This is a genomic window from Erythrobacter sp. W302b, from assembly GCF_046452395.1.
In the GTDB taxonomy this organism is placed as follows: Bacteria; Pseudomonadota; Alphaproteobacteria; order Sphingomonadales; family Sphingomonadaceae; genus Erythrobacter.
In genome coordinates, this window is sequence record NZ_JBKFDH010000001.1 from 1,915,340 (window position 1) to 1,929,762 (window position 14,423).

At 59.0% G+C, this 14,423-nt stretch carries 11 protein-coding genes; 4 read left to right on the forward strand and 7 right to left on the reverse strand.

What is annotated here, in order from left to right; genetic code table 11:
* The gene (locus tag ACLBKT_RS09370) at positions 1 to 1,455 is read left to right on the forward strand and encodes a TniQ family protein (protein ID WP_410182645.1); all 1,455 of its coding nucleotides are present in this window, start codon (positions 1 to 3) and stop codon (positions 1,453 to 1,455) included.
* Between the two features lie 408 nt (positions 1,456 to 1,863).
* Here the strand turns inward: ACLBKT_RS09370 and ACLBKT_RS09375 are convergent, their stop codons facing one another.
* The 4 genes from ACLBKT_RS09375 to ACLBKT_RS09390 all read right to left on the reverse strand — a co-directional run bounded on the left by ACLBKT_RS09375 (position 1,864) and on the right by ACLBKT_RS09390 (position 6,128).
* Positions 1,864 to 2,754 (reverse strand): plasmid partitioning protein RepB C-terminal domain-containing protein, encoded by an 891-nt coding sequence (locus tag ACLBKT_RS09375; RefSeq protein WP_410182646.1) that lies wholly within the window; start codon positions 2,752 to 2,754, stop codon positions 1,864 to 1,866.
* Positions 2,751 to 3,647 (reverse strand): plasmid partitioning protein RepB C-terminal domain-containing protein, encoded by an 897-nt coding sequence (locus ACLBKT_RS09380; protein WP_410182647.1) that lies wholly within the window; start codon positions 3,645 to 3,647, stop codon positions 2,751 to 2,753. The genes ACLBKT_RS09375 and ACLBKT_RS09380 overlap by 4 nt, the downstream gene beginning before the upstream one ends.
* Positions 3,644 to 5,215, reverse strand: coding sequence for a recombinase family protein (locus ACLBKT_RS09385; protein ID WP_410182648.1), 1,572 nt, complete (start codon positions 5,213 to 5,215; stop codon positions 3,644 to 3,646). The genes ACLBKT_RS09380 and ACLBKT_RS09385 overlap by 4 nt, the downstream gene beginning before the upstream one ends.
* 544 nt (positions 5,216 to 5,759) lie before the next feature.
* Positions 5,760 to 6,128, reverse strand: coding sequence for a ribonuclease HI (locus ACLBKT_RS09390; RefSeq protein WP_410182649.1), 369 nt, complete (start codon positions 6,126 to 6,128; stop codon positions 5,760 to 5,762).
* Positions 6,129 to 6,902: 774 nt separating this feature from the next.
* Between ACLBKT_RS09390 and ACLBKT_RS09395 the strand changes: the two genes are divergently transcribed.
* From ACLBKT_RS09395 to ACLBKT_RS09405, 3 genes are all read left to right on the forward strand, one after another.
* Positions 6,903 to 8,588 carry a hypothetical protein gene (locus ACLBKT_RS09395; protein WP_410182650.1) on the forward strand — a complete coding sequence of 562 codons (1,686 nt, stop codon included), beginning with the start codon at positions 6,903 to 6,905 and terminating at the stop codon, positions 8,586 to 8,588.
* An 83-nt stretch (positions 8,589 to 8,671) separates the two neighbouring features.
* Positions 8,672 to 10,066 carry a hypothetical protein gene (locus ACLBKT_RS09400; RefSeq protein WP_410182651.1) on the forward strand — a complete coding sequence of 465 codons (1,395 nt, stop codon included), beginning with the start codon at positions 8,672 to 8,674 and terminating at the stop codon, positions 10,064 to 10,066.
* A gap of 50 nt (positions 10,067 to 10,116) precedes the next feature.
* Positions 10,117 to 10,401, forward strand: a complete 285-nt coding sequence (locus ACLBKT_RS09405; RefSeq protein WP_410182652.1) for a hypothetical protein — start codon at positions 10,117 to 10,119, stop codon at positions 10,399 to 10,401.
* A 482-nt stretch (positions 10,402 to 10,883) separates the two neighbouring features.
* Here ACLBKT_RS09405 and ACLBKT_RS09410 read toward each other — a convergent pair whose 3' ends face one another.
* The 3 genes from ACLBKT_RS09410 to ACLBKT_RS09420 all read right to left on the reverse strand — a co-directional run bounded on the left by ACLBKT_RS09410 (position 10,884) and on the right by ACLBKT_RS09420 (position 14,423).
* On the reverse strand, positions 10,884 to 12,731 hold the full coding sequence (locus tag ACLBKT_RS09410) for a DUF885 domain-containing protein (protein WP_410182653.1): 1,848 nt from the start codon (positions 12,729 to 12,731) through the stop codon (positions 10,884 to 10,886).
* 25 nt (positions 12,732 to 12,756) lie between these two features.
* A complete protein-coding gene (locus ACLBKT_RS09415) occupies positions 12,757 to 13,299 on the reverse strand; it encodes a serine hydrolase domain-containing protein (RefSeq protein ID WP_410182654.1) in 543 nt (180 codons plus the stop codon).
* Between the two features lie 389 nt (positions 13,300 to 13,688).
* On the reverse strand, positions 13,689 to 14,423 hold the full coding sequence (locus tag ACLBKT_RS09420) for a hypothetical protein (RefSeq protein WP_410182655.1): 735 nt from the start codon (positions 14,421 to 14,423) through the stop codon (positions 13,689 to 13,691).

Sequence of the window (14,423 nt, forward strand, 5' to 3'; positions counted from 1 at the left end):
ATGCCCAGTACCGTGTCAGCGAGCGCGATCGAAGCCCTGCCCATGCCGATCTGGCCAGCGGAGATCTACCCTCTGGAGCCCGTTCAGGGCTGGTTCCAAAGAGCCGCCAAGCGGAACTATGCCTTGAGTGCAGATGCTTTCGTCGACTCCTTGGGCCTCAGTGGCCGTGACTGGGACTATGATGAGATGCTGAAGGTCGTGCATCAGTTGCCGATTGATGGCTTGGACGCGCTCGAAGCAAGCACACCGAAGCGTTGCGACAACATCTACGAGATATGCGGGCATAAGTTGTCCCTTCGATTCATTACGAAGAGCAGTCGCCGGGTGTGCCCCATGTGTCTGGATGAGCGTCGATACGTTCGCACATGGTTCGATGTCGTCCCCGTCGCCAGCTGCCCCCATCATGATGTTGCGTTGATCGACGGCCTGCCCAGTGACCCTCTTGATTGGAGGCACCCTGAGATTGGTTGGACAAAAAGCGGAACTAAGATTGGGGCAGAACATGCAAAGATGCAGATAGCCAGTGAACTTGATCACTACATTGTAAGGTCCTTCATCGCAGATGACGTTGGTCTGCCCGACCATTTGAAGGACCTGTCGCTGAATACGGTACTGACAGCATCGGTCTGCGTCGGAAAGCTATTCCGCGGCGATGAAAAGCACACGCCAACGCATGAAAACGTAAGAAGCCTCTGTCAGATCGGCTTTGACTCACTTGTCGGAGGAGGCGACACGATCACGGATTTCCTGAGCGGAGCCGCCTGGCTGCAACGGGACAGCGACAAAGGTCGCTATAAGGTTCGATGTAATGACGTACCCAATATGCTCCAAGCTATCGAAGACGATGGTCTCCGTAGCCTGATTACCGACGCATTCGCGCGTGCACGTGTGAGAAATGGATTGGCCACACCGTCGGGCAGACTGTCGAAGTACGACGGTGAGGATGATCGTCGCAATCTCAAGAGCGCCGCTCGTAGTTTAGACGTGACGTCACATACGCTTGGAGTCTTAATTAGAAAACTTGGAATAGATAGCTACCGCTGCCAATATACGCGAGCCTTCCGGCTGTCCCGCGAACAAATCCATCTCGTTCAGAATTATATTAACAATTCTCTTTGCCCTGATGATGTGTCGCGTCTACTTGGTTGCACAACTTATGATGTTCATAGTCTGGTAAAACGTAGATTACTAAATATGGATTTTCAGATGCGGGGAGTTTTTAGGTATAATCAATCCGACATAAATCATTTCTCGACGCTTTTACTATCATATGACGCCGATCGTTGCGTTAATGGTTCCCAGCCTCTTCGGGAATTCCTGATGAGCAGGGGAGTTCCATTGGCTGAGGCTTGCTCACGAATCCTTCGAGACAAGAGCCTTTTGGTAGTCGAGCACGACCCCCTGCTCCCCCTTTTCGCGGGCTTGAAAGTCGCCGAAGCGGAAGTGGTTGCTTGATACCGAACCCGTATCGAACATGAATGACGGGGCGATGCCCCCACGTCTTAAGGTGCGACATGTCATGCGATCCAGAAGGTCATAACGCAGGTCATATGCTTCGGGCGTCTTTATATTTGCAGAAGGACGTGTTTCGATAGCTCTCCCGCCGGGCATTGCGCGCGCTTGTAACCCAAGGCTCCAGCCTGATGAATCAGGCTCAGGAACACCCTCCACTTTTGAGATAATCTGGTTATGCCGCAGGTGAAGTGTGCCGGACCCCAGCAATCCGGCACACTCTTCCAATAAGCCCTATCGGGCTCTTGGTAGGCTCAGAGCGGGTTCGCCGCCATTCCCACCTCCGCGCTCGATCCGCGCCACAGTGCGGCGTCTCCCGCGGTCCCCGCGCTTATCGGGTCCGGGTCCCCATTATGCCGCCTGCTGCAGCTCAGCAATCCTCTGGAATTCGGCGAGGAGCTGCGGATGGTGCTGGGCCAGGTACCGCACAATGGGTGCACTCCGCAGCAGGTTGCCAAGGTAACCTATAGCCAGAACCAGATCGAGGTGGTCGGCTCCGTAGCTCTGCTCGATCAGCTTGAAATCACGGTCAAGCTGGGCACTTTCCCGGCTCATCAGCTCGATCTGCGCTTCGGTCAGGCCGCGGACAGCCTTGTGCTTCTTCTCGACGAGGTCTTCTTCTGCCGTCGCTGCGACGATCGATTTGACATAGCCGGTCGAGTAACGGTTCATCGCGACCATCATCTCGGCAGCGGCAATCTGGCGCATCGGCTTCATTCGACGCAGCTCGGTGAAGGCATTTAGCGGCACATGCTTGTCGCGGAGCAGGTCGACGGCTTCCGGGCAGATCCCGGTGAGCAGGTTCCGCTTGGCGCGGATATTGCCGATGTTGACGTTGAGCGCCCGGGCAAGCCGCTCTTCCGAAACGCCCTTCTTAACTGCATTGAGGATCATCCGGTGCTCCTGGATGATCGCCATCCGGCTGACGCGCCGGTTGTATGTGAAAGCCTCATCTTCAATTGCGACAAGACACACGACCTCGGTCTCGCCATGTTCGAGCAGGATCGCTAGCCGCAGGTGGCCTTCAAGCAGGTGATAACGTGCTGGGTCATCGCGATCTCGAAACACGACAGGAGGCTCAATTATGCCGACCTCAGCGATTGAGGCTGCGATTTGCTTGTACTTCACCGATTTGCGGACCGATGACGGAACCTCCCGCAACGGCATGATCTCGCTGATCGGGATGCGCAGGGTCGTGTGCTCGAAACCGTCGGGCAGCGAAATGGGCCTCTTGCTGCTCATGCTGAGAGCCCTGATGATGGATGCAAGCGCTCTGCTAAACGCCCGGGCATCGTCGTGAGGCCTTCGTCCTCCAGTAGCGCCAAAAAGCTCTCGTCGACCGATAGACGCCGCATCGCTTCGGTGATGAGCATCAGCCTGTTCTGAGTCGTCTCTGCGCGCGCGATCAGAGCACGCTTACGCTCGGTCTCTTCCTTATACGCCTTGACCAAGGTATCGGCGGACACCCGCTCGCGAGAGCGGGTCTCCTTGGTTCCCAACCCCTTCCCGCGCCGACGACGGGTCTCGATCAGCTTCCTAGCCGCGAGGAGTTTGCGGCCCTTGAGTTGGCCGGTTTCGTAAGCTCTGGAGAGAGCTGCCTGTACATCGTGGTCGGCTGCCTCCGCGATCTCGACCGCAACGCTCACGGGGATAATCCCACTCTCGACTGAGCGCAGAAGCCGCTGCTCGCCTTTCTCGATCAGGCGGGCCACACCGTTCACATACTCGAGGGACAGCCCTGTCTTACGCGCAATGTCGGGATTGGAGTGTCCTCTCTCCTGCATCCCCCTGATGTCCTGCAAAAGATCGATCGCCCGATGCTGACGGCGCGCGCAGTTCTCGACGAGGCTCGCGATGAGGCAGTCCTCAGGATCAGCAGAGACAACCAGAGCTGGGACTTCGGATTGACCGAGCGCCTTGAACGCCTCGAGCCGTCCCTGGCCGCAAACGAGATCATAGAACGGCCCTTCCGCCTCAATCCGCCTGGTGACGGTGATCGGCTTCTTGAGGCCGATCTTGGCGATGTTGTCGACGATGTCGCGGAAGGACTTCTTGTTGCGCACGCGCGGATTGACGATGTTGACCCGGTCAATCGGGATCATCTCGATCCGCTGGGCAGGCTTTGCACCGGTCATGCTGCTGCCCTCAGCGCAGCACGGGCCGTCAGCCGGTAGAAGAACTCGAGCGTGTCGAACCGATAAGCATCGAGCGAGAGACCGTTGAAATCGGCAAGGCGCAGGGCCGCCTCGCGCATGTCGAGCGCCGGGAGGAGATAGTAGTCCTTCGGGGTCTCGTTGTCCGTGTCCATCCGAACGGCCAGTGTGATGTCGGGCCGCAGTTTCGCGTCAAGCCGGAGCTTCCATCGGTTGCCACCGGCCGCCGTTTGGAAGCATCGCGCAATCGTGATCGAGACGGAGAACTCGCCATTGATCCGCAGCAGTTCCGTATGCGGATCACAAACGACAGTGCCCCCTGCCTCCTCGATGCCGTCGATGATGCCCGTCAGGATTTCCGGGTGCATCGCCCGCAGCCGGCGGTTGATCTCAAGATAGCGATAGTCGTGGTCTGGAGCGAAGCCGACCAGCGTGTAGGCCCGCAGCAGACTGCCAAAGCGCGAGCGAAATGCACTGCTCGAAGGGCAATCGTCCGCTTCATCGATGATCAGGCCGGACAAGAAGCCACGCTGCGCAAAGATCTGCGACAACGCTGCCAGCATCTGCTCGTCAGAAAGCTTTTCCGATCGCTTGGCGATGATAGCCTGTGCTGCCTCAAACATCGGCGCGGGAATGATGGCATCGAAGACGCCGTTCGCACGCACCCAGTCCTCGGGCGCATTCTCGACATGCTCGCCCTTGAGCTTGCAGGAGGTTCGCGCCCAGACATTGTTGCCGATGTACTTCTCGTTGATCAGCAGTTGGTGGACGGTTCCGCGCGTCCATTCCCGGCCAAGATCGGTGCGAACGCCGCGGGCATTGAGATCAAGGGCAATCTCGGTTTCGCTCTCGCCATCATCGACAAAGCGCCGATAGATTTCGCGGACGATAGAGATCTCCTCGTCTGGTCCCCTCACGAGTATCACGCGATCGGTGGCGATGCTCTTGTGCTCGCCGCGGCCTAGCAAGCCTTTTGCCTCACCACGCTGGTCGACCAACTGGCGGCGAAGCCCAAAGCCGGCAGGGCCGCCCTGGCGATAGCCGAGCCGAATGAGATTGGCCTGGCCCGCGAACACCTTGACGGAGAGCTCGCGGCTATACTCTCCAGCCATCGCGCGTTTGACGGTCTTGATGATCGATGACCCGATGCTCCCGTCGTTCTCCCATTCCTCACCGCAGTAGAGAACCCGTACCCCCTTCGTCCGGCAGCGCAGTTCATAGCTGGCGGCCTCGTCGGGATCCTGGAAACGGCCCCAGCGGCTGACATCGTAAACAAGCAGAACCTTGAAGTCGGCACGTCCGCTTTCGATGTCGTCGAGGAGGGCTTGAAGCGCTGGTCGTCCCTTGATGTTCAGCCCGCTCTTGCCCTCGTCCGCATAGGTCTTGACGATCTCAAGTCCACGCTTTTGCGCATAGACGGCGATCGTCGCGGCCTGATTATCGGTTGAGTACTGCTGATGCTCGGTCGACATGCGGACGTACTGCGCCGCCCGGATCATCGAGGGCGGCTTGGGCTCTTCATGATTGTCGTCCGTCCATCGAATGACCATGCGATACCTCGAGCGCGGAATGCGAAATGCGCTTCGGTCCTCTGCGCTACACGAGAAAGCAGGGAAAAATGGTTCCTATTAGCGGAAGCAAACTTCGCGGAACGCCCACGGACCTGTCCGATGCGGTCCTCGCCCATATGATTGGTGCAGCCCTAAAGGCAGAGCTCGGAGGAACGCGCCAAGCAACCAAGACAGTGATGCGTTGGACCCATGTCAGCGACCACACCGCTCGATCCTGGCTGAACGGACAAACAAGCCCTAGCAGCCTGCATCTGCTCGAGCTTGCTACCCAGTCTGAGAACGTGATGGCGGCGATCCTTAGGGCAACCGGGCACACCGGGCTGCAGATTGCTCACGATTTAGCAGCCGTGGAGCATCTGCTCGAAACCAGTCTGGCAAGGATCCGTGCGCTCCGTGGTTTGGACCGACCATAACTGATCGCCAATCAGCCGACAGGTGGCCCTTGAGTGGGGCAGAAGCTGATCTAATTGCTGGGTAAGGTTGACCAGGCTTGTCGTTGTTTGGGTGCTAGCCGATCAAGATTTCATCGTGAGGCATTGCGTCGAGCAAGGGCAATACCGGCAAGATTTTGACCACGAGGCGTCCACTTTACGCGTCTGGGCTGCCCATGTGCAGCACATACCTCGTATCTCGCGAGGTGCTCCGCTGCAGCATTTGAGCCGGGAATGGTCATGCCGCTGGCCTGCCGGATGACCTCCAGAGAGTCGCCGATCAGATCAAAGTCAGGCTCGCCTAAAGATTGCGCGACCTGCAGTGCCTGACGCAGGGCCATCCATTCGGCATCGCTGCTCGTGCCGCAGCCTAGGTCGTCGAAGAAATAGGTGGTTCCGCGCGCGACGGCGGCCACCTCGATGGCGCCCGGATTGGGCTGGCAACCGCCTTCGAAATACACCTTGAGTCGTCGTTGTCGAACCATGCAATCCTACCTAACGTAGCGCTGGGCAGCGCCGGAACACGCGTGCCCCTAGAGTCGTCGCCTAGAAAGCTAGGACCTAGGGTAGTAGAGTAGTCAAATCGAGCGTCAGGCCTTCCGCGCCCGCATTTCTCGAGAGAAGTTCTTCGATGCTGAGCTTAACGCAAGCGATCGATAGAGCCTCCCCTCCTCATTCAGTTCCGCTGGTCCAACAACGAATGCGCCTCTCATGCTACCGCGCAGCCAGCACTCTGCCGGCATCCTCGCGCAATTTCCGCTCGTCGTAACGATTAAAATTTTATCATCTGCCACCGCCCCCGCAACGATCTTTTGTCGAGCGGGATCGGTAATTCAATTCTTCTGTAATAAATTATTCTTTTTGCTATATGACAATTGAATAGTATTTTTTCAAATATATAACTCTGTTCATAACTTCACCGAAAATTACGACAATTAATCCGATTTTTTATTATCATTTTTCAATATATTTATTTTTACCCCCGATGTATGCAGGGAGCATGTGCCCTTAAGTCAATGCGTTCGCATATTGATCCAACTAAACAAATCACCTGGATTTGGATATCACTCGAGGGCTAACATAGAAAATTTGAAGCACATTTTGCGCGAGGTTTCGCCAGTATTTGATCACCTGATGCCCGATCCAATTTTTCGCTTGACTCCCTCTCAAATCCATTTGACTTGCAAGAGCGAACGGCCCAGCATCGCTCCGGAAATTTGCAAAGGGGGCGCCACGTGAATCGTGATGTATTGTTGGCCTGCTTGGCCATAGCAGCCATCTGTACAGCGTCCGGCCCTGCTAACGCGCAAAATGCCGCGAGCGTAAGCACCGATGCGCCTTTGGCCGCAAACATCGAGCGCGGCGGTTACGTCCGGCTGGAAGTTACGCTCACTACTACTGCAACCGACAAGGTTATGATCTTTAACAGCGCTTGCCCGAAGCAATCGCTTTGGGGAATTGATCTCAAGGAGCTCTTGTCCGGATCCAACAATGTTACGATGGGTGTATCGATTACGTCGCCCGGCATGGGTGCGCTTGAGTTCACGCCGCTGTCGATCGACCGGAAAAGCTCCGGCTTTCTAGGTTCGAACAAGACTTGCGATGTCATGATCGACCAGATGCGCTACCTTTCGCCGGCGTTTTACGTCCGAAGCTACGAGCAGCAGCAGTTTACCGTTGCGCCGACCTACAAGCAGACTACCTCGGCGAACCCGGGCCTTTCGGCAACGATCGACACGGCGCTTTCGATCGCGCTCAAGCTCGCAGCAGTGCCAGCCGAAATCGCCGCGCCCTATCAGGGCCAGGTGAAGAACGTGCTGGGTCAGATGTCGGTGAGCAACAACGAAAGATTCTCCAAGCACCCCATCATCAGGCCTGGGCCCGTACCGGCAGATGCCGAGTTTCAATGGCGCACCAACGGCCTGTTCACTGCTAAGGATAAGAGCACGCCGCTCGATGTCATTCTGACCGCTCGGCTAATTCCCGTTGCCACGCTCATCCCCGACCCGCCGGCGGCGTCGGGAGGCTCGCCGGTATGGGACGTGTCCGATGTGCTCTCGTCGCCGTTTGCCGCCAACCTTTCACCCGGGGTCAACCCAGGCGGCACGCTAGGGAGCTATATTTCCTCCACCGCGGCCACCGACATCGCGAATTTCCGCAAGGCTGCCACGAAGAGCGAAGCGTCGAACTCTTGCGATCCGATCCTGGCGCGCGTCCAGGCAATGGGCTTGTCCGATCGCGACGAGGGATTGCTGATGTGGGCGATCACCCACGACCGGCCACCGGCCGCGGTAGATAGCTTCGATATCGACAATCTGTCGTGCCTGAGGGACGCGTGGCGGTTTGCGCCGACGGAGGTCGTCGCGACCCGCGATACGACGGAGCCGGCGCCTCCGACGCCCAAGCCCGTCGTCACGCCGGGCGTGCCCGCGACCGTCAAGCAGATGAAGGCCGCGACGCAGATCGATGATTCATTCGCGATTTTCTTCAAGACCACGGTCTGGAAGGAGCGCCGGAAGATCGCGGCAGGCCTCTTCAGATATCCAGTCCAATACACCGATGCCGGCGGGCTGATATTCGACTCCTCATCCGCCCTCGACAATGTGGACCAGTGGCTTGCGCTCCACACTGACGCCACGCCAGTGGTCGAGCGCATAGGCTGCTACACCTATGTTGCGGCTGCGGACCCCGCCGGAAAGTCGGTCATGTATGCGGTTGCCGACATGATGCCAGGGAAGAGCGCGACGCAGGCGTTGCTGACGATCACGTTCGCGAATGTGCCGAGTACAGAAGATGCCAAAATCGAGGCTATCGACGTAACGCCTTCAATCAGCGCCGACCAAAAGGCCAAGATCCAGACTGCCAACGGCGCGAAATGCTCGGCTAGTGGGTACAAGCCTGAGCTTGTTTTTGGAAGCTAGGCGCGACCGCTTTCAGGCACTGCCCAGCGGCTGAGCCGGGAGTGGCAAGCACCTCGCGGGACTCGCAAACAGGGAGAATTCTGATGCGCGTACTTGGTAGAAAGTTAGTTCTACTGCTTTCCATTCCGTTCGCCACGCTCGCCACTTCTGCCACAGCGGACGACCCATCCCCCACGCTTTATGTCTACGTTACGCGCGCGAAGCCGGTCGTCCTGCGTGACGGCGGCTTTGGTCCGATCGCAGCGTTACAGCTTCGCATGAAAGAGCTCTTGCGTCCCATCGATCCCGGCATCTCGGATGCGTTAATCGCTGACGGCCAGTTCGGTCCCAAGTCGGGTCATGCGTTGCAGCGCCTTTTAGCCACCGCTGAATATTCGGCATTCGCTCCGCGCAAGGGACAGCCTCTCCGGATATCAGAAGCGTTGTGGCGGAAGCTGATGCCTGGGGTTGCTCCACCCAGCCGGGAAGAGCGGTCCATGACCTTGATCCTCACATATGAGGCCACCGAGTTCAACAAGATCGCGTCCTGGAATTTCTGTCAGAATCCAAAGCTTGGAACAGACGGAAAGAAGGTAACTAGACGACCTGAATGCCGGACCAACGACGACAGCCTCCTTACTTGGGGACCCCGCGGAGCAACCATGATGGGGGGCAGCGAGATCCAGGCGGTGATTATTGAGTTGCGCCAGCGAGCGCCCCACTTGCTTCATTCTGCATTCGGGGTCGAATATGCCGCGCTCGACCGGTCGTTGGCTCTCAGCAAGTCGCCGTCAATTGAGCCCGAAAAGGGGAAAGTTCGAACCTTAGCAAATGTGAGCGATCTCGAGCTCTACATGTGCTCGATATGGCTCGATCCGGCGCGTGCCTCAACCTGGTCCCAAGCCTTCGCCCAACTCGGCTCATCGGCGATGGTACGTTCGGTGTACAATGAAATCTACGCATCGGCGGGCTTTGACGGCAGTAAAGTGCGAGGATTCTACACGCTTTATGAGAAGCTCGGCGTCGCACCTTCGGAGATCGATCATGCGTTCTTTCTTGACCGCGCGACTCATACGAGTGGGGTCACATCAGATATCAGTGGCGTCTCAGCCAATTCAGTAGGGGCCGCCCTTCGCCGAGCGGAGCAGATCATGGCAAAGTTGGGAAGTCCTCCATATGCCAATTGGCAGGTCAGGCAGGCGATTTCCCAAATTCTAATCCCGACCCGCCAACGGGCCGACCGAAACGGTCGAGACGTCGCGTTCTTTGTCGATGCGTTGGGAGAAGACGGTCTCACGGCCACTGAACGCGCGAACTGGCGTGAACGGTTCGCGCTCTCCGCGTCAATGTTCGGGCTATCAGACGATCGGCCAATGCCTCGATCGTTTGTTCCCGATCCCACATCTTGGAAGACACGGCTCGTTCCCTCGCAATCATTGACACCCGATGAACGCCAAACATTGTGCCCACAGTGGGTCATCGAGCGCACTGTCATCTAGTCTATGCAGGTCGCAAAACGCGCCGGTCCCGCGAGCAGGATGACTAACCGATGCAGCACTTTGAGAATGATGACGCAGGCTACCTAAGGTGGATCACCGATAATCCCGACGGTTTTGTGGTCAATGTTGATCGATCTCCACGGCCTGAATATCTGATCCTCCACCGCGCGACCTGTTCAACGATTGCGAAGGCTCGTGACGATGGTGCTTACACCGATCGAGGTTATCAGAAGGTGGTGGCCAATGATCTCGATGAACTGCGAGGTTTCGCCCGCCGCGCTGGCCGTGCAGATGGCTCATTCTCAAAAACCTGTGGCCATTGCCATCCTGCGTGACAATGGTGACCCGAAACCTAACTCAATGGACCCGTGAAGGGTTCGCTCGATCCTCCACCGAGGCGAGCTACTGGATGATCCAAGCTATTTTGAATTATTTAACGGATTGTCCAGGCTTTCGTGGCGCTCTGTCCAAGCATACTGGAAACGCGATCTGACTAAGTAATTGTATTTTGGTTTTGCCTGTCCAAGCTGTCATTACGTCCTACAAAAACCCCGAATATTCAGGGGGATGTTTAAAGGCAATCGGGCGCGACCGTGTCGCAGCTCTGCCGATCCACCATGCTGCCCCGTGTAAACCGCACCGCCGAAAGGACCGGTGGCGCGGGTGAAGGCCCCCGCTAACCGTCCGCTTCGGAGCGCGGTGACCGGCCCGGTTCGGTCACATGCGGCTAATCAGGGTGGGCGATCAGACCGGCCGTCTCTGCGCGAAATCTGACGCTGCCCCTCCGCGAGTTATTGCTCTGAGGCGCCGCCTTTCCTCACATCGAGCGGCGGGCAATCCACTCATTGACGCGGCGTTCAAGGATCGACAAAGGTTGCGAACCCGACGCTATCAGCAGGTCGTGGAAGCCCTTGATATCGAACTTTTCACCGAGCGCTGCCTCAGCCTTGCGCCGCTGCTCGATGATCTTGATCATCCCGATCTTGTAGCCGGTCGCCTGTCCGGGCAGCGTTATGTAGCGGCGCACCTCCGATCGCGACCGTTGCAGCGGCTGGCGACCCGTGACGTTCATGTATTCCACCGCTTCGTCCTCGGTCCAGCCAAGGGCGTGGAGGCCCGTATCAACCACCAGCCGCGCGGCGCGGAACAATTCGGCGTCGAGCCGCATGAAATCGGCAGCAATGTCGGGGAAAGCGCCCATTTCCTTGCACATGGCCTCGGCATAGAGGCCCCAACCCTCACCGAACGCAACATAGCCGGTGACCGAACGGAACTTGGGCCCGCCGCTCTGGCGCACCTGAATGTCGCCCTGCATGTTGTGGCCGGGGATCGCCTCATGACACATCAGCGTGTACATCGCGGCAGGATCGGGCGTGTTGCCGACCAGGTGGACATAGGTGCGCGCCGGGCGGGAACCATCGGGGCTTGGAGCCGAGGCATGGGCTGCGCCGCCTGCCACTTCCGAAAAGGCCGGTTCGCGCACCACCTCAATGCCATAGGCGGGCAAGGTGCCGAAAAAAGGTTCAAGCAAGGTGCGGGTCTTGGCGACGAAGGCGTTGGCTGTGTCGAGATATTCCTTGCGCGCCGCATCATCATAAGGGCGCGGCGGGAAGAGCCGGGCGCGTTCATCGTAATAGGCGTGCCGATCCGCCAGGCCCGCGCTCTGCGCCAGCGCATCCTGCTCTGCCTCAATCCGCGCCACTTCCGAGCGGCCAATCGCGTGGATCTGTTCCGCGGTCAGATCGGTGGTGGTGTTGAGCTTCAGCTCGGCAGCGTAATAGTCGGCGCCGCCCGGTAGCGTAATCGCCCCAACCCGGCCGCTGGGTGCATCGGGCAGGCGCGCTTCGGCCCAGTCGATCACCCGCTGATAAGCAGGTTGCAAGGCCACAATCGCGCTGCGCGCCTCGTCCAGCAGCGCATCGGCATCGCCGCGCGTGAGCTTGTCAGCGGCAACCAAAGCCTCGGCCTTGGCCTTGACGTCCGCCCACAGCGCAGCATCAGGGCCGTCCCCGTAAGGCGCGCCGGAAATCAGCTGGCGGCTGCCTGCGATAATGGTTTCGATCTGGAAGCGCGGCACACGAATGCCCGCCGCCTCGCTCGCCTTGGTCCGTTCAATGGCGAGATCAAGCACAGCCGGAATCCCGCGCAGCCGGGCGATGTAATGTGTCAGATCGGTTCGGTCTTCGACCGTGTGGGTGTTGACCAGAAAGTCGGGCAACTGGCTGTGCGCCGAATACAGCCGCGAATAGAACGGTGGGCGATAGATCCGAAACTTCTGTGACAGCGCCGCGCGCTCTGCCTCAAGCGCCCAGATGTCGAAATTGACCTGCGCTTCGGGCGACAGTCGGGCGCGGTCGAAGGCGCTGCGCATCTTGGCCACACTGGCTGCGCGCCAAGCGACCTGCGCCTCGGCTGCTGCATCACCAATGTCATTCCAGCGATCCCCGCCGTCTTGCATTCCCAATCGGGTGGCAAGCTGCGGCTGCATTCTCAGCCACTCGGCAAATTCCGCATCGAGAAAGGCGGTCAAGCGCGCGTCTTCTTGTGCGAAATCGGCATCTGAACCAGCGACAGCAGCGGCACCATCCTGCGCCAATGCGGCCGTGCTCGGCAGCATCAGTGCGGCGATGACAGTGGCAAGGCTGCGAGAAAATGTGCGTGTCATCTGGATTCCTGTCGCTGGGCGATGATCAATCAATAGCAATGAGCGCTCGGCCTAGCGGGCATTGCCAAGCGGGTGAAGGGGCTTTCGCGCCAAACAAAAGGGGGCGGCGCGCGATGCTAGGAAGCCTGCTCTTGCGCCTCGGCGAGCGTCCAGGCGGGACGCTGTCGGCAAACATGGCATTGAGGGTCTCCTCCCCGACCCACTTGCCGCCGCGCAGATTGGCGTTGGTCGAATAGTCGCCCCCGGCGGGGCTGCCCTTGAAAGGCAGAGTCAGCCAGTTCGCCTTCCACGTCGCGGCGAAGGCGCCTTCCCGGAAATAGCCGGTGGCGAGCTTCGGGGTCACATCCTCCTGCGTGTCATACTCACTGGCCACCATGTTCGAAGGCGCGAAGATGTGCTGCTCGGCATAGTCAACGTAGCTCTCGCCGGAGACCTTTTCGATGATCCGGCCCAAGAGGACGTAGCCCGCCTTGCTGTAGCTCCGGTCCGTGCCCGGTTCGAACAGGGATCCGCCCTGCTTCGCTATCAGGAAGCGTTGTGCTGGCCGGCCCGGCCAGAGAAGGCGCACCAGCCAGCAGCGGCACAAGCGGGTTGGCGCTGTGGAGAATGTCTCGGAATGTTCGTTTCACTGTCGTCTCTCCGTCGGAGGCAAAGCCATGCAAGGTGTCGACAGGTTAGATGCATCGTCAGCCGTGGTTGGATGCAGATGCGTTCACGCACACGCAAAGGCCAACAGCAGGCACCCTTAAGGGAACGACCGCTTCATGCGAAAACAGACATTTCCCATCAAGGATGCAGCGCAATAGAGTTCGATCTTCCCCTCACGGGCTATGTGGCCGACACAGCCCAGCCCGAACCAGTGATGGAAGCGACAGCCGGATGGTGCCCCGGAAATCGGAGAGAGGCGGCGCGTGCTTCGGTAGTGAGGGTATCGCGCACTCGGATCCGCAACCCCCGCTATCCCTCGTCGGCGAAGGTCACTTGCGCGGCTTCGGTGACGTGCACCCAGACCTGATAGTATCCCAGCTCATGCTCGCCGCGCTTGTTCGCAACCGGGCTCGGCGAACCGAGCGGGGAGTCGATCCATTGCCTGCGCACATCGCCCTCCACGATGATGCGCCGGCCGCTCAGACGCTGCATCATCGTGAACATGTTGAGATCGGGGGGCCCGTCAGTGTAGCAGGCTTTGACGGTGATCTGACCTTCGACCACATCGGCCGCGCCGCACACCTGTGCGCGGCGCAACAGGGCTCGCAACGCCTCGGGCTCAAACGCGATGGTGAGCGTGCCGAGTGTCGCATAGTCCTGCCGGGAATTGACGAACATCATGGTGCCGAGTTCGCCCTGAAAGCTCTGCCCGCCGCCGCGGATATCCATCAGGAAGCGGCCGGGCTGGGCCTCGCCCTCGGCCGCAGAAAGCGCCATCGCAGTGGCCTCGTCGGGCGTGATGCAACCGGCTTCGCAATCAGGGAGCGCGGCACGCACGGCCTTGAGCGGCAGGTCGGCGTCGTCAAGGTCGGGGAGATGCGCGGATAGCTGCGCCGTGCTCGGAGCGTCCTCGGCCAAGGCGGCAAAGCCCGGCGGCGGCACCGCAATCGCAACAATCAGGGCCGCGCGCAGCACACTGGCTTTCCTAACTTCGAGAATGGCGACGCATAATGGCTGGCAGTTCTGGCCAACGGCCATGAACAT

Coding starts and splice junctions, on each gene's coding strand:
- ACLBKT_RS09400 (WP_410182651.1), top strand. CDS start 8,672: ATGCGCGTACTTGGTAGAAAGTTAGTTCTACTGCTTTCCATTCCGTTC.
- ACLBKT_RS09410 (WP_410182653.1), bottom strand. CDS start 12,731: ATGACACGCACATTTTCTCGCAGCCTTGCCACTGTCATCGCCGCACTG.
- ACLBKT_RS09405 (WP_410182652.1), top strand. CDS start 10,117: ATGCAGCACTTTGAGAATGATGACGCAGGCTACCTAAGGTGGATCACC.
- ACLBKT_RS09375 (WP_410182646.1), bottom strand. CDS start 2,754: ATGAGCAGCAAGAGGCCCATTTCGCTGCCCGACGGTTTCGAGCACACG.
- ACLBKT_RS09385 (WP_410182648.1), bottom strand. CDS start 5,215: ATGGTCATTCGATGGACGGACGACAATCATGAAGAGCCCAAGCCGCCC.
- ACLBKT_RS09380 (WP_410182647.1), bottom strand. CDS start 3,647: ATGACCGGTGCAAAGCCTGCCCAGCGGATCGAGATGATCCCGATTGAC.
- ACLBKT_RS09420 (WP_410182655.1), bottom strand. CDS start 14,423: ATGTTCATGGCCGTTGGCCAGAACTGCCAGCCATTATGCGTCGCCATT.
- ACLBKT_RS09370 (WP_410182645.1), top strand. CDS start 1: ATGCCCAGTACCGTGTCAGCGAGCGCGATCGAAGCCCTGCCCATGCCG.